This window comes from Desulfotomaculum defluvii (assembly GCF_054657375.1).
On the sequence record NZ_BAAHYV010000008.1, the window covers coordinates 410463 to 434938 of the forward strand.

Consider the following 24476-nt stretch of genomic DNA (forward strand, 5'->3'; position numbering starts at 1 on the left):
GTAAGCCATGCAGGGATGTAAAGGAATCAGCCATAGCAAAGGTTTCACCATTATAGAAGTGCTGGTGGCCATGTTTATATTAATGATGGTTTTGTTGCCCCTGTCCACAACTTTGTCTCTAACAAACCGTGGCAACATGGAGAATGAACTTCATTTAAAGGCCTTACACTTGGCCAAAGCTAAGCTTGAAGAAATAAAGGCACTGAATTGGCTGGAATTTAAATGTATCTACTTAGATGACCCTTCTTACCTAAATCAAGAGGAACCTGGTCAGTTTGGAGCAGAGTACGGTCTTAGCCCTAACCAATTTACCTATCGCAGCCAGGTCTTACCAGGAGAGAGCAATCTAAGCTATACCCTCCAGGTAACTGTTTATTATAAGGAAGCGGGAAAAGAAAGATGGGAGACCCTTTATACCGAAAAGCTCCGCAGGTAAAACAAATCAATTTGAGCCACTCCGGTTTTACCCTAATAGAAGTTTTGATAGCAATGGTTATCTTTGTATTAGTAATCAACATGGCCTACGGATTGCTGCTTAGCAGCCTGTCCTCCTATCATCGCTTGAGTCAGGGTACTGATAATATGGCCCAAATAAGAATTGCCATGAACCGTATGGAAAGGGAGCTGCGGGAAGCCCGCTGGCTAACCACTAACTCTAGTCCTTCGATACTAAAATTTCGTATTCCCAATCATATGACTGAGAGTAACAAACAAATTCCTATCAAATATGACAGAGATAAAATCATCTCCTACTATGTTAATGATGGGGAATTAATGCGCCGTATCTATGACATCCCAATTACTGGTTTTGATGGAGAAACCCCTAACCGTGGGGATCCCACAAGCCGTTTGAATGAAGGGGTTAATATTATAGCGCGAAATATTGAATCATTGGAACTCTTCTACTTACCGGAAAATGCACCTGATAATTCTTATAAAACCTCAGTGAGAATTACGATTAAAGGTCAAGGCTCCCTGAACAAACCTGTTATATTAACCTCTATGGTTGGGGTAAGGGCTGAAAGAGGATGGTGATCTATGGAGCCATGGTAAAGGATGCAAGGGGTCAGGCTCTTATCTTTGTTTGTATGCTCCTGATGCTATTAAGTATTGTTTGCTCCGCTGCACTTAAACTAATACATACAGAAAAGCTCACCATGGCTGGCTCTCAGGAAGAATTACAGGCCTATTATTTGGCCGAGGCAGCCGTGGAAAAGGTGTTTTCCATTCTTAAAAACAACGTGCTGGTATTAGAGTCAATGGCAATGAACAAGACCTACGGTAAGTTTGAGTTAGAAGGTTTGCAAAAAGTACTATCGGGTCAAAATGCAGCCAGTGTTCAGTCTTTAAGAAATTTATTTGGTTTATCTTATAAAACCCTGGAAGTAACTAAGCAGAATGGTACATCCTATACTCCTGTACAAAATACTAAGGCTGGCAGCATCCAAACCATAAATATTACCAAAACATCTGCCACAAGCAATGGCTATCAGCTTAGGATTGAGGCGTCAGCTAAATATGGCACTGCCCAAAAGTCCTTGGTGACCAATATAAAGGTTGGCTTACCCTTGAACAGGTACCAGGGAGTTTTTGTCCAAGCTTCACCTAACATCACCAATAACTCTCGCTTGCAATCTCCCCTATATATTTTAAGTGAAGTTCAATTCCAGCCTGTTGGTTCCTTTGATAATAACATTTATATAAAGGGTAATTGTCTCCTTCAGTCTGGCACTAATATCACAACTGCAACCCTCAAAGTTTTGGGTAACGTTACTTTGGCTAGCGGGGCTCAAATAAATGGACAATTACTGGCCAGTGGTGATGTTTTATTGAATGGTGATATTGTGGGTGGGTTGGTCAGAAGTGGGGGGAATGTTACCGTAGGAGATGGTCATGTCGGCCACCCCATATTATTGGAAAATGGAGAATTGGCGTGGGATGGGGATATCTATGCCACTCGAACCATCACACCGGAAAGTTCTCTTCAGTTTGGTACCGCCTTTGCCAATCAGTTTCAGTACATTAGCCACACCTTTCTGGATTACCCCAACCTAGATCTTACTTGGTATGCTAACAACTGTGATTACTTTTATGTCGGAGATCAAGTTTTTCGGGCCGAGGACTTAACCGAGGGCATTCATTATGTGCAGGGGAATGTAACTCTTTCAGGGTTCTATCAAGGAAATATTACCCTTATTTCTTCTGGTTTCATTACCATTCCCGCTGCTGCATCTTTGCAAGCAAATAAACTTGGAAGGGACTCCTTTTTTATCCTAGCCAAGGACAAAGTACAAGTGGAAAGTCAAGCCCAGGTTGAGGCCCTGGTCTATACTGCTGGGACTATGCAGTTGGCTAACCAGGCACTACTGGCGGGGACAGTTATCTGCAAAGATTTTAGCTGTCATGGTGCTGCAATTTGTAATCAACCACTACTTAACAGTGTTCATCCTACCTGGACCACCACAGAAATTGAAATCCTTGCCTGGCAAGAAAAATACCCAGTATTTCCTATGAATTAAGAGGTGTAAGTTGTAAGGTGAAAAGTTTATTGCGGAAACTAATCAGGCCTAAGCCCTGCTTAACGGCAGTGGATATCGGAACCCAGGAGATAAAGCTTATTGAACTAAAACTAAGTAACGGAGTCCCCCTGATTCACAAATACGCCAGTATGGCAACTCCTCCCCTAAGGGAAGGCAAGTTAGCTGAGGAGGAAACAGCCCAGGCCCTTACCCGTTTAACCGACCTTGCAGGCATCAGCAGCAGAGAAGTTATCACAGCCATATCCGGTGCTAAGGTAATTACAAGGCAAATGAAACTACCTCCTATGGAGGATGGGGCTTTAGAAGAGACCGTAAAATCCGAGGTCTCAAAATATATACCTTTGCCAGTGGAGGACCTGACATTACGTTATGTAAAATTAGGACTTGAAAAAGGTGAAGCGGAAGATCAACTGAATATTATGTTGATTGCCGTTCCCACTGCTTTAGTAGAACAATATTACCATATCTTTTTCATGGCAGGTTTGACCCTTAAGGCCATTGATTTACAAGCCTTTGGACTTTGGCGCCTATTTGGTAGGACTGAGAGCACTAGGACCCTAGCTGTTTTGGATATTGGTTCAACCTATTCCCAGGTTTTAGTAATGAAAGAAGGCAAGATCAAGTTCCTTAGGGGCATAACCATCGGAAGTCAAGCCTTTATACAGGAAATTGCATTCTTAAATCACCCTGAGGCCCCAGGCGGTATGCATAACCTAGCACTGGAACTAAAAAGATCCTTAGATTACTATTGTAGTCAAAGGGGCGAAGAAACCATTCAACGGGTCATTTTAACCGGAGGCGGCTCTAAACTTAATGGCGTGGAGCAATATTTAAGCAGAATTTGTAGTGTACCAAGTCAGATCGAAATACCAGCCCATTGGCGGAGTTATGACCAAGATTCAGAACAAAATACACCCTATGATCCTTCCTATGCAGTTTCTCTAGGCCTGGCTCTAAGGGAGGTTATTTGAATGTACCGTGTGAATCTCCTCCCCCCTTACCTGGAACCACAGAACCCGAAGGATTATCGGAGGAAACTTGGCTTAATCTTGCTGGTTAGCCTATTATTTTTACTCCTCTTCCTAAGCTACGGGATCTTTTATACAAAGCTTACATTACTGCATAGACAAGTGGAACAGCAAACAAAACTATTAGTTCAACAACGAGACAAAAGCAAACGAATAGAAAATTTAATGGTCCTAAACAAAATGAAGCAAGAACAACTTGTTGCCCTTTCTGGCATCGCCAGTAACCGACTGCAATGGTATGACCTACTACAAGATTTACCTCTAGCACTGCCCATGGATACTTGGGTTACAGGTATTGAAATCAAAAGGGTTGAAGGCATCTCCACGGCAGGAGGATTTGTATCTTCTGTTTTAGGTCCCCATAACGGAATTGCACAGGAGAATCTAAAAACAAAGACTAGCGAGACAATTAACAACATCCCCCAGTCGCCACCAGTTCCGAATATACTGTATATCTATGGTGCCTGTTGGGCCATAGGCTCCGTGGGCGTGTTGGTGGACAACCTAAGCAAATTGCCCTATTTCCACAATGTAAAACTGGTGGAAGCAAAATATGATCGGGAAAAGGGAATGATAAAGTTTGAACTGGTGGCTAAAATTAAAATTCCTCAGTCCTAGGGAGAAAGTACTCCTCCTAGGCCTCCTTGGCATGCTGGTTTGCCTGGGTTTTTACAGCTTGGTTTTGGAGAAGCAAATTAATCAATATACAGATCTGGATAGCAAGCTTCAGCTTACCCAGCAAGAATTAGCTAAGGCCCAAAAGCTATTGGCAGGGGAAAAACAGCAACAGGAAAGGGCTAAGGAAGTGGAAACTAAACTTAACTCGGTCCTATGCCTGTTTAATACTCAGGTGCACACCGGGAATGTCCTGGCCTATTTAAATTGGCAAGCCTATAAAAGGCATACTTTCCTACAAGATCTTAAGCCCTTGCAGGTGGTAGATAAGAAATATTATTTTGAGATTCCCTTTACCTTAAAGGTTCAAGGTAACTACCAGTCTGTTGTGAACTATATTCAGGTACTAGAAAGCTTACCTAATGTATCAGAAATTCGCAGGGCGGAATTTCGCCCGGTTGACAATATAACCACGAGTTTAGAAACCAACACAGACATTACAGTAGAAATAGACATGGTAATTTTTTCAGCGAAAGATGCAACCAAAGCCCTAGTGGAAGGTAAGGAACTGGCAGAACGCTGGAAGGTTGGACGGGATGATGCCTTTCAATGGTTGGAACCTCTTTCTCCACTGGATGAGATGACAATTCCCTATTCAGGAACCCTTCAAGACAAACAGGAACTAATTGGCAATGGATAAAATATAATATAAAATGATACACATAGATTCTCTTTAATAGGTAGAAACTAGAAAAAATAGTCTGTGGAATTTTAGGAGGGACCCAATGTTGGTTGATAAAAACGAATTACAAGAGGTCTTAAATGTTGCCCTAGCCAATGGCGGCGACTTTGCTGATATTTTTATCGAAGAGAAACAAACAACTGGTATTGGTATGGAGGCTGGTAAAATTGAACGGGTTAACTCAGGTCTGGATGCCGGAGCTGGTATCCGGGTGTTATCTGGGGAAGTCACAGCCTATGCCTATACCAATGACCTGAGTAAAGCTGGTCTGCTGGAGGCAGCTAAAATTGTCAGTCATGCTGCCAAGGGTAATAAAAAAGACCTTAATTTAGATTTAACTTCTATTAAACCACTGGTTAACTTTGAAATTAAAACTCGACCGGAAAGTGTTCCCACCACTGCTAAAGTGGATTTGGTAAAACAGGTGGAAAGAGCCGCCAGAAGGGTGGATACAGAAAAAATCAAGCAGGTCATCGTTGGTTACGGTGATACTGTACAAAGGGTAACCATCGCCAACACCGAAGGTACCTTTGTGGAAGATGAAAGAATCCGTACCAGGATAATTGTCAATGTGGTGGCTTCGGAAGACGGTGTGATCCAAACAGGCTATGATGCCATCGGCAGTCACGCAGGTTTTGAATTGTTTGAGCAACACAATCCCGAAGAATTTGCCCGGGTTGCGGCCCAGCGGGCAGTCAATATGCTTAGTGCTGTACCTGCCCCCTCTGGTAAAATGCCTGTGGTAATGGCTGGAGAAGCCGGTGGCACCATGGTTCACGAGGCCTGCGGTCATGGACTGGAAGCCGATTTGGAACAAAGGGAACTGTCGGTTTACACCAACAAGAAGGGTCAGCAGGTGGCCAGTGAATTGGTAACGGTGGTGGATGACGCCACCTTAGACAATCGTTACGGTTCCTACCGTTTTGATGATGAAGGGGTACCATCCCGTAAGGTTACACTTATCGAAAATGGTATCCTAACAGACTACCTTTATGACCATTTGACAGCCACCAAGGAAGGTCGGGAGTCCAATGGACATGGGCGCCGGGAATCCTACCAGCACAAGCCAATACCTCGTATGGCCAATACCTACATTGCCTCTGGCAAAGAGGATCCAGAAAAAATAATTAAAGACTATAAAAGTGGTTTGTTGGTCAAAAAAATGGGCGGTGGTCAGGTGAACACCACAACCGGAGATTTTGTCTTTGATGTAGCTGAGGGTTATTTGATTAAGGATGGTCAAATTAGCCAAATGGTCCGCGGCGCGACCCTTACGGGCAATGGTCCTGAAGTATTACGTATGGTGGAAAGGGTTGGGTCCGATCTGGGCTTTACTATTGGTACCTGTGGTAAGGATGGCCAAGGGGCGCCGGTTTCCGATGCCCAACCTACCATGGCCATCAAAGAACTGGTAGTGGGGGGTACCGCCCACGGCGATGATACTCAACAATTGAGCAGGCAGTTAGAAAAATGCTCTGGAAAGATTAGAAGAATCTAAAAAATAGGACGGCTATGGTCGTCCTATTTTTTGCATTTAAATTATTTTTAGATATTTTTATATTTAGATTATTTAATTCAACAGGATATTTATAAGAAAAGTAGAATATCATTAACCAATATGTAGAATATTTGAGGCATACTTCCTGAAAGGGAAGGACGCAAAGCTTCGGGCCTAAAGACATTAAGTCTATGGTAGCCGGGTTGCCTTAGGCTTAAAAAACGAAACCTAAGTTTTATTACGATTGGTTTCGTTTTTTTTGTATTAATATATTGGGGGAAGGTTATGAAATTTACCCGTAGTTTTTTAGGAACCTGGTTAGTTAATGAAGGTATTATTAGTCAAAAACAACTGGAAGAAGCCCTAGACTATCAAAAACAAAACCCAGGTGCTGGTGTTCTGGGTAAGACTTTGGTCCAGTTGGGGTATTGTTCGGAGGACGATATAGCTCGAATTATTGCGAAGCAAGCGGGGGTTCCCTTTGTTTCGCTTGAAAATCACACCATAGACCCCGCCGCTGTTGCCACCGTATCTATTGAAGTAATGAAACGCTATAAAGCATTTCCCATTGGCTTTAGTGAAGGTAAGCTATTGGTGGCGATGCAAAAACCTACGGATATTGTAGCCGTTGATAATTTGCGTGCTTTAACAGGTTTTGAAATTATGCCGGTATTTTCTCCTGATAGTGAACTGGAAGTGGCCTTTGAAAAGTATAGCCGAGAAGCTATGGAATTCAACAAAGTTGAAGAAGAAACACAGCAGATTGAAGAAATAACAGCCACTATAGATGACGATCAGAAACCAGCTGTCCAGTTGGCCAATATGATTTTATCCCAGGCTGTGGCCGCCAAGGCCAGTGATGTTCACATAGAGAGATACGAACAACGTATGAGGGTGCGCTTTAGAATTGATGGCGTCTTGCATGATATCATGGAACCGCCGGTAAAGATGCACGCTTCCTTGGTATCTCGGATTAAGGTTATGGCCAATATGGATATTGCCGATCGTAGGTTGCCCCAGGATGGACGGATGTCCCTGAAAATCGAAGGGAGACCCATTGATATTCGTGTGGCTACCTTACCCACAGCCTATGGTGAAAGATTGACCATGCGCCTGTTGGATGGCTCCGCCAGGATGATTACCCTGGGGGAACTGGGCATAGCTAAAGAAATTCTTGAAAAATACCGTGAGGTTATTAATTTACCTTATGGTTTTATATTAGTTACAGGTCCCACCGGAAGTGGAAAAAGTACTACCCTATATGCCAGCCTAACTGGGGTGGATCGGGTCGGTAAAAATGTTATTACCATTGAAGACCCTGTTGAATATCGTATTGAAGGAGTTAATCAAATTCAAGTTAATCCCCAGGCAGGTCTTACCTTTGCTTTGGGCCTTCGTTCCATCCTGAGAAGTGATCCGGATATTATCATGGTGGGTGAAATCCGGGACCAAGAAACCGCTAAAATTGCCATTGAATCAGCCATGACCGGTCACATGGTCTTTGCTACCTTACATACCAATGACGCACCTGGTGCCATTAGCCGCCTAACGGAAATGGGTATTGAGCCCTTTCTTACTGCGTCCTCCTTAGTATGTGTTTTGGCCCAGAGGTTAGCACGGGTACTCTGCCCCCATTGTAAGGAAAAGATCCAGTTAACCAGAAAGGATTTGGCCAAAATTCCTGACTTTCCCTTTGCAGCAGGTGAAGACGAAGTTACCCTGTATAAACCGAAGGGATGTATGAGGTGCAGCAACACTGGCTTCCGCGGCAGGTTAGGTATTTACGAACTATTATTTGTTACAGAAAAAATCCAACGTTTGGCTCTGGCCAAGGCCTCAGCTAAAGAAATAACTAAGACTGCCCTAGAAGAAGGTATGGTCGTTCTAAGGCAGGATGGTTTACTAAAGGTCAAACAAGGTATTACTTCCCTGGAAGAAGTATTAAGGGTGGTTGTGTAATATGGAAAACCGAAAAGTACCGGATATCAATGAGATATTAATGCGTACCGTAAATATGAAAGGTTCAGATTTGCACTTAAATGTGGGCACCTCTCCGGCAGTTCGTGTATATGGTGAACTTGTACGCATGGAAGATGTACCCAGGCTGATGCCCAAGGATATTGAAAATATCATTTATCCTATTTTACAGCCCCACCATCGGGAACAACTGGAGAAGAATTTAGAACTGGATTTTTCCTATTCCATTCCGGGAGTTAGCCGTTTTCGAGGCAATATTATGTGGCAAAGGGGAACCTTGGCCGTCAATTTTCGGGTGGTTTCCATAGATATTCCCAAACTGGCTGATCTAGGTTTACCGCCCACGGTGAAGGAGTTTTCCCGCTTGCCTCGGGGGTTGGTGCTGGTAACCGGACCCACCGGCAGCGGCAAATCCACTACCTTGGCTTCAATTATTGATCTAATAAATGAACAAAGAAGCTTAAATATTGTTACCATAGAGAATCCCATTGAATTTTTGCACAGTCATAAAAGGTCCATTGTCAAACAGCGGGAGGTGGGTATTGACACTCACTCCTTTGGCAACGCTCTCCGTCATGTCCTGCGCCATGACCCGGATGTTATCTTGGTGGGGGAGATGAGAGATATCGAAAGTATCTCCATAGCACTTACTGCTGCGGAAACTGGTCACCTGGTATTTTCAACCCTGCATACCCAAACAGCCACCCTGGCTGTACACCGTATTGTTGATGTGTTTTCCGACAGTATGCGCAATCAAATCAGACAGCAGTTGGCAGACTCATTACAGGCTGTCATTGCCCAGCAGCTTATACCCCAGGCAGACGGCAAAGGAAGAACTATCGCAGTGGAACTATTACTTACCAATCCCGCTGTGAGAAATTTAATTCGTGAAGGTAAAGAGCATCAACTTTATACGGTCATGCAGACATCCCGTAACAGCGGTATGCAGACCATGGATCAGGCCCTGGCTAACCTTTGTTTATCAGGAAAAATCACCCGTAACATGGCTCTCGAACGCTGCGTTGACAAAATCGAACTGGAACGAGCTTTGAATAGGGGGTTTTAGCTTTTAGCCATTAGCTGTTAGCTGTTAGCTGTTTGCTGTTAGCTGTTAGCTGTTAGCTGTTAGCTTTAACTAACCAAAGGGGTCTGACTCCCGTGCAAAACGACAATCTAGGTGCCTGGCACCGTTGAACCAATACAGGCGTTTAGCTTTTAGGTCTTTTAGTTAAGAGCTAATGGCTAACGGCTAATAGCTAATAGCAAAGACCAAAGGACTACCCCTAAGTCAAACGGTAATAGCTAGAAAATTACCCTAACCTAATTTAACAAAGCAGGTGGTAGAATGCCTTTATATTCCTATGAAGCAATGGATAATTTGGGCAACATGATAGAAGGAAAAATAGAGGCAGAGGACCAGTGGACTGTGGCAACCCGATTGAGTAAGATGGGCTACACCACCCTAGCAGTGGAAGAAATTAAGGAGTCCACTAATAAAATTACCTTTGGCAAGCGTAAGGTTAAAATTGGCGAGTTGGCCTTTTTCAGTCGTCAACTGGCAGCTATGCTTTTGGCCGGTATTCCCTTGACTCGCTGTCTTTATACCCTAAGCGAGCAAACCAGTAATCAAATGCTGGCTGCCTGTGCCGGTGATATTGCTACTAAGGTAGAAAGTGGTACTGGTTTTTCAGAAGCTATGGGTTCTCATAAAAATATTTTTTCACCCATGTATATTGAGATGGTTAAGGCAGGGGAACTCAGTGGTTCCTTAAATGAAATCTTAACCAGACTATCTATCCAACTGGAGAAGGATAAGCTGCTAAAGGATAGTTTAAAGGCGGCTACTTTTTACCCTTCTGTAGTTCTGACCTTCGCTGCCCTGGTAATTATTGCCATGATGTTTTTTGTGGTGCCAATATTTATGGGTATGTTTCCTCCGGGTATGGAATTACCCCTACCTACTAAGATTGTAGTGGGATTCAGTAATTCCTTGCGGAACTACTGGTATCTACATGTCATAGGCTTTGTATTGACCATTCTGGGTCTAAAAATATATTTAAACAGTGAGTTGGGTCGTAAAACCTGGGATGAAATCAAATTTCGTCTACCCATCTTTGGAGAACTCTTTAAAAAGGCCACTATAGCTCGCTTTTGTCGTATGCTGGCAACATTACTTGGCGGTGGTATTCCGGTTTTGCAGGCCCTAGAATCTGCCGGACCATCCTCCGGCAGCAGACAGGTAACGGAGGCCATCCGCCTCACAGGTACACGGATTCAAGAAGGGCAAAGTATCGCCACACCCCTAAGAGAAAGTAAGTTCTTTCCGCCAATGGTAATCAATATGATTGCGGTGGGTGAGGAAACAGGCCAACTGTCAGCCTTACTGGGCAGAGTGGCTGATTTCTACGAGGAAGAGGTGGCCACCATGACCAAAGGTCTTTCTTCTATCCTGGAACCCCTGTTACTGATCATAGTTGGTATTACCATCGGTGCCATTGTCATAGCTATTTATCTGCCTATTTTTACTGTCGTAACTTCCGTAGGCCAATAGACGTCTAAATATATAGGCCATGGGCCGTGAGCCATGAGCCACGAGCTCAAAAACACCCTTAAACCTAACATGCACAAAAAGCCCAAGGCTCATGGCTAAGACAAAGAAGCATCAAAATGAAAACAAGCAAAAAAAGCTAAATGCTGACGGCTGAAGGCTGACGGCTAAACTGTGAGGTTATCTTATGGCACTTTTTAAACCCGCCGGGGCAGTGGGTCTAGAAATAGATACCGGAACAATCAGGGCTGTGGAGTTAAGGGGCACCCTTCGCTCTGCTTCACTGGTTACCGCCGGACAAATTGCTATTCCGAACCCTGCTGTGGTTGATGGGATTGTTGTTGATGTACAAACTGTAGCCCAAGCGTTAAAGGATTTATGGGATAATCTTGGTATTGGTAGGCGTGAAGTTGTCTTGGGCATCGGTAATCAAGGGGTTTTTATGCGCTATACCTCATTTCCTAAAATACCGGATAAAAAACTGGCCCAGGCCCTGCGTTTTCATGCCGGGGAGTATTTTCCCATTGATAATTCCCAACTTGTTTTTGACTACGCCCTCCTTGGTGAGGATAAAACAGAAAAGAACAGCAAATTAAAGGTACTGCTGGTGGGTGTCAGGAAAGATTTGTTGGATATAACTCTGAGATCTTTGGAGGCTGCCCAACTGCAACCCCAAATTGTTGATGTTTCCTATCTTGCTCTACTAAGAACCTTGAGCCAAGAGCAGCTTGCAGCTAGTATTGTGCTGGTAGACCTAACCAATGGTCTTACTACCATTCAACTGGTAAATGAAGGTATACCGCGTTTTTCTAGGGTAATATCCCATTCTCTACAAACCTATGCCCGTGAACTAAGATTGTCCTTGGCTGACGAGGCATTGATCTCCCGGCCATTGATGGCTGCAGCCAGTGATATGGAAGTTGATAGATATACTGGCTTTAACCTTGCTGAGGACTGGTGCATTAACCTGGCCAATGAAATTCGTTCCTCAGTTAGTTATTACCTGGCTCAGGCCAATGCAGGTTCAGTGGAAACTGTTATCCTCAGTGGCAGAGGGGCTGCTATTCCCGGACTTGCATCACGCCTGCAGGAGGAACTGGGAGTGCAGGTTGAGGTATTGCATCCCTTAGCAAATCTTCAACAAAGTCTGCACAGCACCGACTTAGAAATAGCCCAGCATGATGCAGCCTTTGCCTCGTGTATAGGGCTGGCCCTTCGGGGATTGGGGGCATAGCTAGATGGACATTAGAATTAATTTATTACCCCAGGATTTAAAAAACCGTTTTGAACAAAGGAAAAAGCAGCAAAGGGTTATGCTCCTAGCTGCAGTTATTTGCCTGATCTTTATTTGTATTGTGGTAGGGCTCCAAATAGCAATTAAAAAAATCAATCATGACTTAGCGCAGCTAGAGCAACAAAAAGTGGCATTGGAAAAACAAGTATCCATACTAAAACCCTATTTGGAACTTCAGGCCAAGAAAGAACAGGTGGATAACCGTGTAAAAAAAGCCCTGGGAACTTTTCCTGACTACCCCTTAATGCTGGAACAGATTGGCCTATATTTGCCGCCTGATATCTGGCTAGAGGAATTTTCTGTTGGTACAGACCAGAAAAATGGCCAGAAGGAAGCTCCAGATAACGAAATGTTAAACAAGGTAAATCAAGTGGCAGAGACTATGGTGGGCCAAGATCATCAAGTTGCGGAAGATCAGACAGACAAGAAAGAAGAACAAGAGGTATCCTACGCGGAAGTATTGATCAGGGGTAACGCCTTAAATAATTTTGCAGTGGCCAATTGGCTAAAAGACCTGGAGCAGCTACCCCAGCTAAAGGATATTCGCTGCCAATCTACTGCCGAGGAAGAAACTGCAGGGGAACTGTTCACTACCTTTGAAATTAAAGCCTTCCTGGTAGTGCCTAAAGCTGCACAATCAACAGGCCATAAAGCGGGTGAGTAATTTAGCATGAAGCAAAAGAAACCGCAACAATATTTTACTGCCCTGATTATAGGTATTGTCGGTGCTCTGATGGTTTTCTTTATCTATCAGCAGCTAGCATCCTTGAAAATGGCCCGGCAAGAGGCGGTAGAATTAGAGACAACCCTAAGACAAACCAATACGCAAATTCAGTCACTGAAAAAGCTTAAGCAACAGGCGGTAGATTTACAAGCACAAATAGTTGAATTGGAACAGGTTATGCCTACAGCACCCTTGGAGGACATGCTGATCAAAGATCTACAGGCCAAAGCCAGTAGTCATGATTTACAGTTGCTGCAAGTTTCCTTTGATCAATATACCAACAAGAAGGATTTTATAGAGATGCCCTTTGCTTTATCCCTAGAGGGTCAATATCTAGACCTAATAGGCTTTTTAAAGGATCTGCAAAGGGGGCCCAGGGCTGTCTTGGTTAAAGATATCAACATTACAAAGGTTGACCCTGACTTGCCCCTCATTAACATTGATATAACTGCCTGTACCTTTTACACTAATAGTTAACAATCAAACAATATATTTCCATTATTTTAAAACTTGGCTTTTTAGCCGGGGGGAAGTTTATTATATGCAGAAGAAAAGCCTGAAAGATATTGAAATCAATAAAGAACTTTTTCGGCAGATTTGGAAAAAGCTTAACGAAACAAAGGTTGAAGATATTTTACCCTATCTTAGGAAAAACAAAGGGGTGGCCCTGGGGTTAGTATTATTTGTAATAATCCTGGTCGGAGGAATCTATCTGGTTAAGTTCAATATGGACGTCTTACAATCCGGCAATGGGGGCAAAACCGCCGAAGTTTCCCCACCCGAGGGTGTCGATCCCAAATTGCCAGTATCCACCTTCTTACCCCAGGAAAAAAGAACCCTTGATGCAGCAGCCACAGTAAAGGATCCCTTTGCTGGCAGAATGAAGTTAAAGGGCATCATGACCGGTGGAGGGGGAAGCAACCTGGCCATTATTGAGCTGAATAATACTTCCTATATTGCTAAACCAGGAACAGAATTAAGCAAGGGGTTATTTGTGGAGCTAATAAAACCCGATGAAGTGGTACTTAAAACCAAAGATGAAAGAATGTATCTAAAGTTTGATGGCCGGGCCAAAACAGAGAAAATCAATACAGACAAGGAAAAAACAGAGGAACAGGCAAAGAAACAGGATACCGAGACTACCACTACAGCTGATAGTAAAAATGATACTGCTAGTAGTAATAACGACAGTGATAAGCAATAGCAGAAAGGGGGTCGGGCAATGCAACATCACATGATAAAAGTAATCCAAAAGACATTAATTATTACTTTTATGTTAACAATTTTGTCATATAATTTCAGTATAGCAGGAGCCTATGCTGATGGAACACTTGTGCCCAGTAACGAAGACCTCCCAACCTTCACAGAAGCGGCCACTGACACTGGCAGCCAGGGGGGATTCTCCCTAGACGTCAGGGGAGCAGACCTTAGGGATGTTCTTTCTGCCCTGGCCATGAAAATGGGAGTCAACATCATCCTCCTGGGTACCGAACCCACAGAAATAGATTTTCAGGTCCAAAATATCTCTGCCAAAGGAGCCTTTGAACTACTCATTCAAAGCCAGGGCCTGGCCTATGTACAGAACGGCGACATTCTTATCGTGGGCACACCGGCAGATTTGGAAAAAGATTTCTTTAGCCAGATGATCTTAACCAGATTTGATACATATTATATAACAACCGATAAAGTACAACAGATGATTGGTGAGTTGGGCGTGCAGGGAGTAAAAAGTCTTCTGGTGGATACCAACCCCAATATTATCTGGGTCCAGGGCACAGCCCAAGCCCTAGATAAAGTTCACGAACTAATTGCTAACGTAGATGTGGAAGATGTCCAAGAAAAACCCCTGGACGAACAACAAGCCAGGTTTGTATATACACTAACTAACGTCGTAGCAGCAGATGCTGCCGCCCGCTTGGAGAAGTTTGGGTTTGAAGATATTGTGACCATTGCCACTGATGGTGACAGATATGGTCATGAACTCATGGTGATCTGCCCTAAAAAGATAGAAATAGAAGTGAAGACTGCACTGAATAGTATAGATGGCACCCGTAAGAGAACTAGGGCACCGGTTCTTACAGCCAAGGGAACCTACGCCCACCAAGCCCTAGTCTCTGCCCGGGATCTCCTTAGTGAGATTAGTGGAGTATCTTCTGGGAGTATGAATATTTCACGCAACCTGGGACCCAGCTCAGAACCCATCCACGTGCTGTGGGTAGAAGAATCACCGGATAAGATTAGGATGCTGAAGGATTTAGTGACGGAGATGAAGTTGGAGGAGATTACACAAGGGGATTCTGATAAAAAGGATTCTGATGAAGATTAATTATTCTTTGAAAGGGGGTGAATTTGGATGTTGAAAATTGCGAAGGTGCTAAGGAATAGGAAAGGCTTTACTTTGGTGGAATTGATGGTGGTTGTTGTAATTATTGGGGTTTTGGCGGGGATTGCTGTGCCAGTATATAATGGAGTTACTGAAAATGCAGCCAAGCAGGCCCATAATGCAAATGTTAGAACTTTAGTAGGTGCTGCAAACAGTGCTATTGCATCTTATGGTACACCTAGTGCGACGGTCACATGGACAGCACTTACTTCTGGAGCTGACAATTATTTGTGTAGCAAGTGGGTTCAAGCCCCGTTTCCTTCATTACCTAAAGGAATGAAAGATGCTTGGAAAGATTCTCAAACAGCTTATACTGTAACATTAAATACTGATGGGACTGTAACAGTTACTCCCAATTTAGTTAGTGACTCAGAATAGGCACATACACGGGGGTGGAACCTGAAGTCCCTATACTCGGCGAAACAGGATTCCTGCAGAGCAGGTCTCCTGTTTCGCAAAAGTACCCGGTACCCTCAAAATTCGACAAGTCTGCTCGGGTAAATACCGGAAGGCCTAACGGCACTTCCGATATTTACCAATAGGGGCCTGTCCCTACATACGTTACCAACTTAACGAACTAAAGCATTTTACAAGCAACTCTCCCGTTGGGACAACGAGGGAGTTGTTTGTTCTTAAGCGTAAATGCTCACAGTGGGAGTGTAAAGCCTATTGCATCAGCGGGGGGTGCTATTGTTATTCCCCATTAGCTCCTGACGCCGACAGCTCTAATGTTCGCGAAGGTACCCGGTACTCCAAAAATTTAACAACAGTAAATTACACTAACATATACTAGGCTTTAACAAGTTACATATTATTACAGTAATTACGCCTCTTATTATGAATCCAGCAGGAGGTTTATTTTATAGATAGTAGTAAACTAAGGGGCTGTAAAAAAATTACCATTCGTAAGATATTTATATAGTATAGGATTTAAGGGGGTGTTTAGCATAAAGAAGAAAAAAATAAGGAATGTTCATATTGGTGGAATAGCCGGTTATAGCAATGGTGGAGTAATCAAGGATTGTAATTTTAATGGTACAATAAAAATTAATGGAAATGCAAAAAATGTTGGGGGCATAGTTGGGTACGCAGAAGAAACCATAATTGAGGATTGTCATTCACAAGTGAACATTGAAATTATGGGAGACGCAGAAAATGTTGGTGAGGTAGTAGGTTGCTCTATCAATTCCAAAATTTGTTACAGCAATAGCTTGTCAAATTATCTTTTAGATGCCAGAAGAGAGCTGAAAACCTTAATCTTTCTCCCCATCAATATACTGATGCTGTAACACAAATTAATTTAATGGAGTCCGAGCTAGCATCAGACGAATTCAAGTATTCCAAATTAAAAGAGTGCATTAAATCCTTTCGTAACATACTTGAAGGGGCAACTGGGAGCATTCTTGCATCAGAACTGCTTTGTCTTCTAGATAAAATTATAATTTAATTTTACTCGGTGAACAGGATTCCTGCAGAGTAGGTCTCCCGTTCGCAAAGGTACCCGGTACCCCTAAAATTCGACAACAGTGCTGCTTGGGTAGGTTTTATTGTACTGACTTACGCTATTAAAACCTTGTAATAGAGGTCTTTACTCTGACTTGTTAAAATATTAACCTTGAGGTATAGACGGATAACATACTCACGTATATTAGCCAACAAACTACTTATTATTCCAATTACCCTCTTGTTATTAATTAGCGGGAGTAATCTATTAAAATGCAAAAAGGAACGAGGAAAGTCATATATCATAGTGAGCATTAAAAACCCATAAAATTTAAGAGTTATAGTGGTGAAACTATCCTATATAAGATATTATATTAGAAAACTAGTAAAAAACTTTAGGAAAGCATCCATGATTCAATGGCAGAATCTATTAACAACCGATTATCAGAGAAAGTTTGTTATTGACCTTCATTGAGGGAGGTAGATGAGATGTTGTTAAAAAATCAAAAGGGAATTGCACTAATTTCAGTCCTTATAATTCTAACAATAACATCCTTGCTAGGTACTACGGTATGGTATGCCAGTTCCCAGGAGACTTTAGCCTCGGAAAGGGTTGAGGACCAGACCCAGGCCTTTTATTTTGCCCAGGCAGGCGTGGAAATGGCTATCAGCTATATAAAATATCGTTGTGAAGCTGAAATGGCTGGTACGCTTGAACTATCAAGTTTTAACAAAATAAGTTATTACAGACATCTTAACGGCACATTTAAAGAAGAACAAAATACTAAAACTCATAATGTTGAATATGATCTTTCATATAATGATCAAACAGAAGAATTTACTATTAAATCTGTTGGTATTGTTAGAAAGGGTCAGAGTTCAGGGGCCATACAGGCACAAGATGATTTAGAATATGGCATTACCAAGGGCGCCATTTTATCAATTATTAGACGTGGCTCTGGGGGAAGTGGAGGTCCCATTGCTTTGTTTGCTAACGAAATTGAAAGGTTACATGCTACGGTAATTGGTAATGTAGTAGCCAATAATTCTCTAAATTTTTGGCCACAAGGTGAGATTGACGGTGATCTATACATTGGTCCTAATGTTAACAAACCAGACGAAAAAAAGGTGTCAGGTTTGATTAATAAACTTCCTTCGGCCATGAGTTTTCCACTGCCTGAATTTCCTCAGAAACCAGAGTTAGAACATAGGGATTATTTTATACCTAATAAGATAGAAAATGGTTTTTATGACGCAATAAATATAACTGAACCGACAACAATAGAGGTTGGTAATGATGTAAGAAGAATATATGTTAATGAACTCATAATTAATAATGATATAACCATTAATGGTAGTGGGAAGTTAGAAGTTTATGCTGAGAACATATCATTTGGCAAAGAAAATGGTAAAGGTAATGGTAATGGAAATAGTAAAAAAGTCAGTATAAATGGTACAGGGGATGCCAATGGTTTTATTTTATATTATTCAGGGAATGAGGACCTAAATATCGAAGGAACTTTCGTTGGTTCCCTTTATACAAAAACTGCTGGTTTATCTATAGGTAATGAAAACAGTAAAGATGATATTCACGGAAGTTTTATTATAGGTGGTACCAATCTTAACATAAAAGGTGATATGGATACTAAAGCCAGTCTTATCTATGCGCCATATGCAAATTTAGATCTTAATAAGGCAAATCCCAATATTATTGGCACTGTTGTTGTCAATAGCTGCTCTATAGGTAGTGGAAATAAGAAAAATGTTATCACTAGCGACGATTCACTTGATATAGCATTTTTTAATTCTCTAAACTGGGAATCAGGTCAACCCCCTTCATTGTCTATGACACAGGAAGAATCTTGGCGAGGATATGGTGAATGGAAAAAAATATAATTATCTAGATTAGAACGTTCATAAAATTGCAATCTCTTCTAATCTATTTTAATCAGTTGAATAATCCATATTAATGACAACTTAGAAACAAAAGCAAAGTGAAGTGAGGATATGAAAAGTATCTCAAAAAACAAGGGCTTTACTTTAGTGGAATTATTGATTTCCATGGCTGTATTAACTATCCTTATTGTAGCTTTTACCACATTTTTTAGCTGGAACACCACAAGTATTTTTGAAACCGGAGAGAGGGATAAGGCACTGGCCAATGCGGAGAACGTCCTGGAAGAACTATTCTATAAAGAAGACCAAGAAGGTTACTTTACCAATGGAACTTATTTGGAAGAACTAGAATTAGTTCCGTATGAAGAGGTTGCTGACTATAAAAACCGGGATAGAAATATTTTTGTAGAACCCTATAGTAGTGAAACTGAGAATGGCTATAGTGTAACGGTTGTGGTCTTTTACCAGAACGGACAGCGGCATGTAACAATTTCTTCGTTCATAGAGGCTGATATAGATGAATAAGGGGGCTTTACCAATTTCTTCAGGGCTAAAAGAGGAAAGAGGACTTACTTTAGTTGAGTTATTGATTACCCTAGCTATTTTAAGTATAGTACTGGCAGTTGGCTACTTATTTAATTTTTATGTAAACAAATCCTACACTGTTTCATCAAATCAGTCGGAGGTTCAGTTTTGTGTTCGTATGGCCAGTGAAAGTATAGAGAACATGGTACGCGGGGCCAGTGAAATAATGATTTCTCAGGATGTCACAAGTGCTGAGGGTAAGGAAGTTATCTATATAGAAGAAGGCACTATGATGCATTATCAAGATGGCTTACCTCCCAAAGATATTCTTGATGGCTATTCCCAAGATGTTAATTTATCAATAACTTTTAATAAAATAGAAAATGGCATTTTAGGGTATACAATAAGTGGGAAAATTAACGAGGAACATCCTTATGTGATGACTAAGGAAGTACGCACATTAAAAATTTCCGAGATTGTTGGTAATTCTGGAAATAGTATAGTTTTCAAACAATAAATTTAAAACCCTGAGATTTTTAATTCCGGAAGGTCTCCCGGGGACTCCTAATTTTACCAAAGGTGACTCATAATATAAAACTCCCCATATCCTTCTGCGAGACATTCAGAGATAGGGGGAGTTTTTATTATTTTTTGGATTATGGAGTTACTATTCGGCGAACAGGATTCCTGCACAGCAGGCCTCCCGTTCGCGAAGGTACCCGGTACGCGAAGGTACCCGGTACCTACAAAATTGTACCTACAAAATTCGACAACCATTAACTCATTAAAAGTAAACACCGGACGTCCTAATGGCGCTTCCGATATTTACCAATATTAACGGAAATAATGTTAAAAGGGCAATAAAAAAATCCCGCTAAGGGAATACAATTTACACTGCTTCAAATATTATTAAGTTTTTTAAATCTAAAACCACGCCTGCTTCAATTAACAAATCCAAACCTAGTAATCCATTAATTCCTACACCGAAATCAATTTCGCCAATATCTATCTTACAGTTCTCAACCCTAAAACCATTAAACTCTACACCATCAACCTCTACACCATCAACCTCTACACCATCAACCTCTACACCATCAACCTCTACACCATCAACCTCTACACCATCAACCTGTTTAATCACTGCAAATTGCTTACCACCAATGCCAACACTAATAATAATTTCATCGTCATCATCAATGATAAGTCCAACGTCCTCGACGGCATCGGTAGATAATATAGAATTGGCAGCACCCGTATCGATTACTATTTTATCAATGTTTTTTACTCTTCCTTTATAATAAACCTTTAAAAATGTATATAGTAACCCATTTTTAAACTTTAATTTAGTCATCAAATTATACCTCGAAAGCCTGGAGAAAACCTAATTCTAATCCTAATTTCTTCCTTAGAGGTATGATAAACTAAGGTATCGCCCTTGCTTTTTACAAGTTCCCTAGTGGCTTCCTTAGGATCGGAGATACTACGGATCACAGCTACATCATCTATAACTTCGTAGTTATCTTCAATATGTGATTGTAGGATTTTCATTTGCACAAATTGGTTAGGAAAAAGTTTGCGAACCTCTGCCCACATCATAACTTAATCACACCCTTTTGGATTGATTATATCATATAGTAACAGTCCTGTCCCCCACTTGCTCGGTCTGGAGAAAAACCAGAATCCCCTCCCCGGGTCTTCCAATTTTCCCCAGAAAGGGACTGACCTTCTATGCGTTGCCACTTTAACGGCGAACAGGATTCCTGCACAGCAGGCCTCCCGTCCGGAAGGTACCCGGTACCTACAAAATTCGACAACCATTAACTCATTACAAGTAAACACCGGAAGGCCTAACGGCACTTCCGATATTTACCAAATGCGGACTGTCTCTACATACGTTACCAACTTAACGGACTAAAACGTTTTACCAAGTAACTCTCCCACTTTATGGCCATAGTGGGAGATTTTTTACATTACTGTCTCCACACAAGTTATAAAGTAGGGAGTCTTGTTCCTACTTGGTAAATTTATTTGTGTGTGGTCCCACTTAGGTTTCAGTAGAATATGATAAATAAATTTATTAGCTTTTGTGGCATATAGAAAAAATTACCCTATAAGATAAGGGGAAATTTTATGATATTGAATAATCAAAAGGGTGCGGCTATGATTGTAGCTCTAATGGTTTTACTAGTGGTAGCACTTCTTGGCACTGCATTATGGCAGTACAGTTCCACTGATAGATTGCAGGTTTTTCGTGACGAAAAAAGAATGCAGGCCTACTACATTGCCAGGGCTGGTGCCGATGCAACAAGGTCCAAGATTAATACAATATTAGGCCTAATCGTTTGGGAAAATGACCAGCCAGTTGTACTTCGAAATACAAATAATGATTTTTTTGAAAATGGAAATTTTGAAGTAGTTACGACTATTGAAAAAATAAAGGACTCGGAAACGAACTTGGATATAGGTAAGAAAGTAAAAATACTATCCACGGGAACAGTACAAGATGTAAGTGAAACCGTTGAAATAAATATTGACATCATGTCAGGTGTACTTCCATCAGAATCTAGCTCTGTTTTCCCTAGTACTGTTGAAGAAGATGATTGGTTAAACGGATCCAATAAAAATGATACGGCAGAACCCAACTGGGTAGAAGTTAGTAACCCTAAGGATACCACAGGGCGTATTAAGAGTGATCTTGGTAGTTACTTAGCTGTTGGATTTCCTGAAAACCTAGTGGTTGAGCATCAAGAAGGACAACAAAGTTTTAATTTACACGCAGAAAACTTTTGGTTTAAGAATGATACTATCAGCCTATGGATTAAACAGGGCAATATACTTAATCTACATTCAGATACTATTGTTTTTGAGGGAACTGTGGAGCTTGATGGGCCACATGATAAAAATTTTGGTGTAGTAGGTCTTTATACTTCTACTAATTCAGGTTATGGTAAGGTCTATTTTTATAAAGATGTAGTAAATCAGGGTGGGCAACAAATAGTACCTAAAGGTGCGTATTATTTTAAAAACGGTGTCGAATTATGGGGCAAACCGAATGTTACACCTGCCTTGGGGACCGGATTAATACCCATAGAAGATACTGGTAATTCTGATACAACGTGGAAATAACCGGTAGGGAGTTAAGACTATGTATAAACCTGTAAGAAATATTAAAGGTTTTACACTTATGGAAATAATGATTGCCATGTCCGTTATAGCTATAATTATTGCTGCCTTTGCACCTTTGTTAAGCAGCAGCTATTCAGCTATTTTTTCTGCAGGGAGGCAAAGTAATACATTATATACAATTCAGCAGAAGTTGGAGAGTGATATTGCTGGATATGACAATACCGGAGAAGAAACATTGAATCTTTACTTTACAAATTTCACTTTAAATGTTCAAGGGGCAAAAATTATAAAAAACGAAAAATATACTGAAAGCAATGGTCAGGAACGAACAATTAAAGTTGAAACCTTTGTAGCAAATAAAAGTAATTAATGGAGGTAAACATGACTACAAAATATCTCCATGAAAAGATTGGCTTAACCCTAGTTGAAATTATGATCACTTTAGCATTGTTAGGTATTGTCCTGGCTGTTGGTTATTCTTTTTATTTTGTTGGCAAAAATAGTTTTGACCAGGGTGAAAGTCAATCCAATATACAGAGAGATATTAGGTCTGCAGCAGCCAAAATCACAAAAGAAATTCGCAATGCAGATCAAATTAGTAATAGTCCCAATACATTTTCTGGACAAAAATATTATTCCATAAGACTTGAGGGTAATCAAATAATTATCGATATGGTAAATAGTAATGGTTTCATAACAAGACAGTCTATAACCAGTCCGGTAATAAATACACTTTTCTTTGAACTTAAGCCAGCGAAGGTTCTTAGGTTCGATGTGGTTGGAAACAATGGTAAAATGTCAAAGGATTATAGGATTTCGTCAGAAGTCTATCTAAATAATTTAAAAAGCGGTACTATAGGCCAAATAACTTCGATATATTTTACGAAACCCGTTGAGTAAGCATGGCAAAGGGACGTTTAGTTTGCCACATTCGGTTGCCCGGATAAAATCCGGAAGGCTAAAAGTCTTTCGAATTTTTCCAAATAGGGAATGTTCCCACACATGTTACAAACTTAACGAACTAAAGTGTTTGATCATTGCAAATCCCTGTTTGATTGTACTATATTGACTCCGAATAAAAACTCCCCCTACCTTTCTACGAGACATTAAGAAGATAGGGGGAGTTTTTATTATTTTTTGGATTATGGAGTTACAATGAGATCCTTAATATCGATTTTATTAGTTAACATGTCGTTTTGCAGCAAGAATTCCTGGGTTTTTTCAAGGTCTTCGAGATCTTTGTCTGTGATGGAGGGGTTAAAATCATACCAGCCGTACATTTGCTCGACGTCCGCCAGGGAGATGCCGGTTTCCTCGGCAGCCATGGCATAAACTTCTTCGTGTTTTTCTTTCATGTATTGAAGACTTTCTGCATGCACCTTTAAATAGCGCTGCACCAGATCGGGGTGATTTTTGTAAAAGTCGCCAGATACAGCTATAACAATGGTAGCATCCAAGAGACCTTCGCCGGTGGTGATAATCCGGGCACCGCTTGTCAGGGCACCTGGTACTGCTGGGCCGGCAATGAGGGCAGCGTCGACATTACCAGATTGCAGGGCAGATAAGGCGGAAGGTATGGGCATATTGATGTATTCTACATCTTCTGGTTTTAGGTTATTTTCCTGCAGACTAGCCAAAAGAAGTTGGTGTAGGATGGTACCTTTAGGACCAGCAACCTTTTTACCCTTTAGGTCGGCTACAGATTGAATATTTGGGTCTTTGGCCATGATGGTAAAGGCTTTGGGCGCTCTGCTGTACATACCAATAATTTTTAGATCAACGCCGTTGGCTGCTGCCAGTATAGCAGAAGTGCCGCCCAAGGCGTTGCAAAAATCCAAAGATCCCGAAGCAAGGGCTGCTGTCATTTTTGGCCCCTCGGTAATTTCCGGAAAGGCTACTTGTATGTTATCCTGTGCAAATTCTTTTTCAAATAATCCCATTTTCTTTTCTACAATGGAAGGAACATTAAGTGGGAGTTTCACATAGGAGATTTTAATGCTTTCAACCTTTTGTTGAGCCTGATCATCCTGTGCTGAGGAAGGAGTGGTTTGAGCTTGCTGTCCACCGCACCCTGTCAGTACCAGTGTTGTCAGTATAAGTATAGCAATCAATTGAAAAATTCTTTTCATAACTTCAC

26 protein-coding genes and 1 riboswitch are annotated in these 24476 nt (G+C 41.4%); of the genes, 23 read left to right on the forward strand and 3 right to left on the reverse strand.

Features of this window, described 5'->3' with window-relative positions; genetic code table 11:
• The first annotated feature begins 7 nt into the window (after positions 1-7).
• From ACYQ03_RS17405 to ACYQ03_RS17500, 20 genes are all read left to right on the forward strand, one after another.
• Positions 8-436 (forward strand): type IV pilus modification PilV family protein, encoded by a 429-nt coding sequence (locus ACYQ03_RS17405; protein ID WP_459911231.1) that lies wholly within the window; start codon positions 8-10, stop codon positions 434-436.
• Positions 400-1035: a PulJ/GspJ family protein gene (locus ACYQ03_RS17410; protein WP_459911232.1), complete on the forward strand. Its 636-nt coding sequence runs from the start codon at positions 400-402 to the stop codon at positions 1033-1035. The genes ACYQ03_RS17405 and ACYQ03_RS17410 overlap by 37 nt, the downstream gene beginning before the upstream one ends.
• Positions 1029-2519: a bactofilin family protein gene (locus tag ACYQ03_RS17415; protein ID WP_459911233.1), complete on the forward strand. Its 1491-nt coding sequence runs from the start codon at positions 1029-1031 to the stop codon at positions 2517-2519. Before ACYQ03_RS17410 ends, ACYQ03_RS17415 begins: the two co-directional genes overlap by 7 nt.
• Positions 2520-2548: 29 nt before the next feature.
• On the forward strand, positions 2549-3511 hold the full coding sequence (gene pilM, locus ACYQ03_RS17420) for a type IV pilus biogenesis protein PilM (protein WP_459911234.1): 963 nt from the start codon (positions 2549-2551) through the stop codon (positions 3509-3511).
• The gene (locus ACYQ03_RS17425) at positions 3512-4186 is read left to right on the forward strand and encodes a hypothetical protein (protein WP_459911235.1); all 675 of its coding nucleotides are present in this window, start codon (positions 3512-3514) and stop codon (positions 4184-4186) included.
• On the forward strand, positions 4149-4883 hold the full coding sequence (gene pilO, locus ACYQ03_RS17430; protein WP_459911236.1) for a type 4a pilus biogenesis protein PilO: 735 nt from the start codon (positions 4149-4151) through the stop codon (positions 4881-4883). Before ACYQ03_RS17425 ends, pilO begins: the two co-directional genes overlap by 38 nt.
• Before the next feature lie 88 nt (positions 4884-4971).
• Positions 4972-6423, forward strand: a complete 1452-nt coding sequence (locus ACYQ03_RS17435) for a TldD/PmbA family protein (protein ID WP_459911426.1) — start codon at positions 4972-4974, stop codon at positions 6421-6423.
• Positions 6424-6548: 125 nt separating this feature from the next.
• A riboswitch (cyclic di-GMP riboswitch) is annotated at positions 6549-6634 on the forward strand.
• Between the two features lie 74 nt (positions 6635-6708).
• Complete coding sequence (locus tag ACYQ03_RS17440) at positions 6709-8382, forward strand: GspE/PulE family protein (RefSeq protein WP_459911237.1); 1674 nt, start codon at positions 6709-6711, stop codon at positions 8380-8382.
• 1 nt (position 8383) lies between these two features.
• Positions 8384-9466, forward strand: coding sequence for a type IV pilus twitching motility protein PilT (locus ACYQ03_RS17445; RefSeq protein WP_459911238.1), 1083 nt, complete (start codon positions 8384-8386; stop codon positions 9464-9466).
• A 279-nt stretch (positions 9467-9745) separates the two neighbouring features.
• On the forward strand, positions 9746-10951 hold the full coding sequence (locus tag ACYQ03_RS17450; RefSeq protein ID WP_459911239.1) for a type II secretion system F family protein: 1206 nt from the start codon (positions 9746-9748) through the stop codon (positions 10949-10951).
• 184 nt (positions 10952-11135) lie between these two features.
• Complete coding sequence (pilM, locus tag ACYQ03_RS17455; RefSeq protein ID WP_459911240.1) at positions 11136-12182, forward strand: type IV pilus assembly protein PilM; 1047 nt, start codon at positions 11136-11138, stop codon at positions 12180-12182.
• Between the two features lie 4 nt (positions 12183-12186).
• On the forward strand, positions 12187-12906 hold the full coding sequence (locus ACYQ03_RS17460) for a PilN domain-containing protein (protein ID WP_459911241.1): 720 nt from the start codon (positions 12187-12189) through the stop codon (positions 12904-12906).
• Positions 12907-12912: 6 nt separating this feature from the next.
• A complete protein-coding gene (locus ACYQ03_RS17465; RefSeq protein WP_459911242.1) occupies positions 12913-13443 on the forward strand; it encodes a type IV pilus inner membrane component PilO in 531 nt (176 codons plus the stop codon).
• Positions 13444-13507: 64 nt separating this feature from the next.
• On the forward strand, positions 13508-14170 hold the full coding sequence (locus ACYQ03_RS17470) for a hypothetical protein (protein WP_459911243.1): 663 nt from the start codon (positions 13508-13510) through the stop codon (positions 14168-14170).
• Between the two features lie 18 nt (positions 14171-14188).
• Complete coding sequence (locus ACYQ03_RS17475; protein WP_459911244.1) at positions 14189-15292, forward strand: hypothetical protein; 1104 nt, start codon at positions 14189-14191, stop codon at positions 15290-15292.
• 27 nt (positions 15293-15319) lie between these two features.
• The gene (locus ACYQ03_RS17480; RefSeq protein ID WP_459911245.1) at positions 15320-15727 is read left to right on the forward strand and encodes a type II secretion system protein; all 408 of its coding nucleotides are present in this window, start codon (positions 15320-15322) and stop codon (positions 15725-15727) included.
• A 560-nt stretch (positions 15728-16287) separates the two neighbouring features.
• Entirely contained in the window at positions 16288-16638 is a 351-nt protein-coding gene (locus tag ACYQ03_RS17485; protein ID WP_459911246.1) for a GLUG motif-containing protein, read from the forward strand.
• A 643-nt stretch (positions 16639-17281) separates the two neighbouring features.
• Complete coding sequence (locus ACYQ03_RS17490; protein WP_459911247.1) at positions 17282-18688, forward strand: pilus assembly PilX N-terminal domain-containing protein; 1407 nt, start codon at positions 17282-17284, stop codon at positions 18686-18688.
• A gap of 111 nt (positions 18689-18799) precedes the next feature.
• Positions 18800-19213 (forward strand): type IV pilus modification PilV family protein, encoded by a 414-nt coding sequence (locus ACYQ03_RS17495; RefSeq protein ID WP_459911248.1) that lies wholly within the window; start codon positions 18800-18802, stop codon positions 19211-19213.
• Positions 19206-19730, forward strand: a complete 525-nt coding sequence (locus ACYQ03_RS17500; protein WP_459911249.1) for a PilW family protein — start codon at positions 19206-19208, stop codon at positions 19728-19730. Before ACYQ03_RS17495 ends, ACYQ03_RS17500 begins: the two co-directional genes overlap by 8 nt.
• A 372-nt stretch (positions 19731-20102) precedes the next feature.
• Here the strand turns inward: ACYQ03_RS17500 and ACYQ03_RS17505 are convergent, their stop codons facing one another.
• Positions 20103-20564, reverse strand: coding sequence for an aspartyl protease family protein (locus ACYQ03_RS17505; RefSeq protein ID WP_459911250.1), 462 nt, complete (start codon positions 20562-20564; stop codon positions 20103-20105).
• Positions 20564-20809 (reverse strand): hypothetical protein, encoded by a 246-nt coding sequence (locus ACYQ03_RS17510; RefSeq protein ID WP_459911251.1) that lies wholly within the window; start codon positions 20807-20809, stop codon positions 20564-20566. Before ACYQ03_RS17510 ends, ACYQ03_RS17505 begins: the two co-directional genes overlap by 1 nt.
• A gap of 534 nt (positions 20810-21343) precedes the next feature.
• On the opposite strand from ACYQ03_RS17510, the gene ACYQ03_RS17515 reads away from it, so the two are divergent.
• From ACYQ03_RS17515 to ACYQ03_RS17525, 3 genes are read left to right on the forward strand one after another with little or no spacing between them, the layout of a single operon-like run.
• Complete coding sequence (locus tag ACYQ03_RS17515) at positions 21344-22339, forward strand: hypothetical protein (protein WP_459911252.1); 996 nt, start codon at positions 21344-21346, stop codon at positions 22337-22339.
• 19 nt (positions 22340-22358) lie between these two features.
• Positions 22359-22709 carry a prepilin-type N-terminal cleavage/methylation domain-containing protein gene (locus ACYQ03_RS17520; RefSeq protein ID WP_459911253.1) on the forward strand — a complete coding sequence of 117 codons (351 nt, stop codon included), beginning with the start codon at positions 22359-22361 and terminating at the stop codon, positions 22707-22709.
• A gap of 11 nt (positions 22710-22720) precedes the next feature.
• A complete protein-coding gene (locus tag ACYQ03_RS17525; protein ID WP_459911254.1) occupies positions 22721-23239 on the forward strand; it encodes a PilW family protein in 519 nt (172 codons plus the stop codon).
• A 242-nt stretch (positions 23240-23481) separates the two neighbouring features.
• Here the strand turns inward: ACYQ03_RS17525 and ACYQ03_RS17530 are convergent, their stop codons facing one another.
• The gene (locus ACYQ03_RS17530; RefSeq protein ID WP_459911255.1) at positions 23482-24468 is read right to left on the reverse strand and encodes an ABC transporter substrate-binding protein; all 987 of its coding nucleotides are present in this window, start codon (positions 24466-24468) and stop codon (positions 23482-23484) included.
• Positions 24469-24476: the final 8 nt, after the last annotated feature.

Excerpts from the sequence above, each read along its gene's own strand:
- ACYQ03_RS17520 (WP_459911253.1), top strand. The coding sequence starts at position 22,359 with ATGTATAAACCTGTAAGAAATATTAAAGGTTTTACACTTATGGAAATA.
- ACYQ03_RS17475 (WP_459911244.1), top strand. The coding sequence starts at position 14,189 with ATGCAACATCACATGATAAAAGTAATCCAAAAGACATTAATTATTACT.
- ACYQ03_RS17515 (WP_459911252.1), top strand. The coding sequence starts at position 21,344 with ATGATATTGAATAATCAAAAGGGTGCGGCTATGATTGTAGCTCTAATG.
- pilM (WP_459911240.1), top strand. The coding sequence starts at position 11,136 with ATGGCACTTTTTAAACCCGCCGGGGCAGTGGGTCTAGAAATAGATACC.
- ACYQ03_RS17470 (WP_459911243.1), top strand. The coding sequence starts at position 13,508 with ATGCAGAAGAAAAGCCTGAAAGATATTGAAATCAATAAAGAACTTTTT.
- ACYQ03_RS17460 (WP_459911241.1), top strand. The coding sequence starts at position 12,187 with ATGGACATTAGAATTAATTTATTACCCCAGGATTTAAAAAACCGTTTT.
- ACYQ03_RS17415 (WP_459911233.1), top strand. The coding sequence starts at position 1,029 with ATGGTGATCTATGGAGCCATGGTAAAGGATGCAAGGGGTCAGGCTCTT.
- ACYQ03_RS17505 (WP_459911250.1), bottom strand. The coding sequence starts at position 20,564 with ATGACTAAATTAAAGTTTAAAAATGGGTTACTATATACATTTTTAAAG.
- ACYQ03_RS17490 (WP_459911247.1), top strand. The coding sequence starts at position 17,282 with ATGTTGTTAAAAAATCAAAAGGGAATTGCACTAATTTCAGTCCTTATA.
- ACYQ03_RS17410 (WP_459911232.1), top strand. The coding sequence starts at position 400 with ATGGGAGACCCTTTATACCGAAAAGCTCCGCAGGTAAAACAAATCAAT.
- ACYQ03_RS17500 (WP_459911249.1), top strand. The coding sequence starts at position 19,206 with ATGAATAAGGGGGCTTTACCAATTTCTTCAGGGCTAAAAGAGGAAAGA.
- ACYQ03_RS17495 (WP_459911248.1), top strand. The coding sequence starts at position 18,800 with ATGAAAAGTATCTCAAAAAACAAGGGCTTTACTTTAGTGGAATTATTG.
- ACYQ03_RS17440 (WP_459911237.1), top strand. The coding sequence starts at position 6,709 with ATGAAATTTACCCGTAGTTTTTTAGGAACCTGGTTAGTTAATGAAGGT.
- ACYQ03_RS17425 (WP_459911235.1), top strand. The coding sequence starts at position 3,512 with ATGTACCGTGTGAATCTCCTCCCCCCTTACCTGGAACCACAGAACCCG.
- ACYQ03_RS17450 (WP_459911239.1), top strand. The coding sequence starts at position 9,746 with ATGCCTTTATATTCCTATGAAGCAATGGATAATTTGGGCAACATGATA.
- ACYQ03_RS17510 (WP_459911251.1), bottom strand. The coding sequence starts at position 20,809 with ATGATGTGGGCAGAGGTTCGCAAACTTTTTCCTAACCAATTTGTGCAA.
- ACYQ03_RS17445 (WP_459911238.1), top strand. The coding sequence starts at position 8,384 with ATGGAAAACCGAAAAGTACCGGATATCAATGAGATATTAATGCGTACC.
- ACYQ03_RS17525 (WP_459911254.1), top strand. The coding sequence starts at position 22,721 with ATGACTACAAAATATCTCCATGAAAAGATTGGCTTAACCCTAGTTGAA.
- ACYQ03_RS17530 (WP_459911255.1), bottom strand. The coding sequence starts at position 24,468 with ATGAAAAGAATTTTTCAATTGATTGCTATACTTATACTGACAACACTG.
- ACYQ03_RS17480 (WP_459911245.1), top strand. The coding sequence starts at position 15,320 with ATGTTGAAAATTGCGAAGGTGCTAAGGAATAGGAAAGGCTTTACTTTG.
- ACYQ03_RS17405 (WP_459911231.1), top strand. The coding sequence starts at position 8 with ATGCAGGGATGTAAAGGAATCAGCCATAGCAAAGGTTTCACCATTATA.
- ACYQ03_RS17465 (WP_459911242.1), top strand. The coding sequence starts at position 12,913 with ATGAAGCAAAAGAAACCGCAACAATATTTTACTGCCCTGATTATAGGT.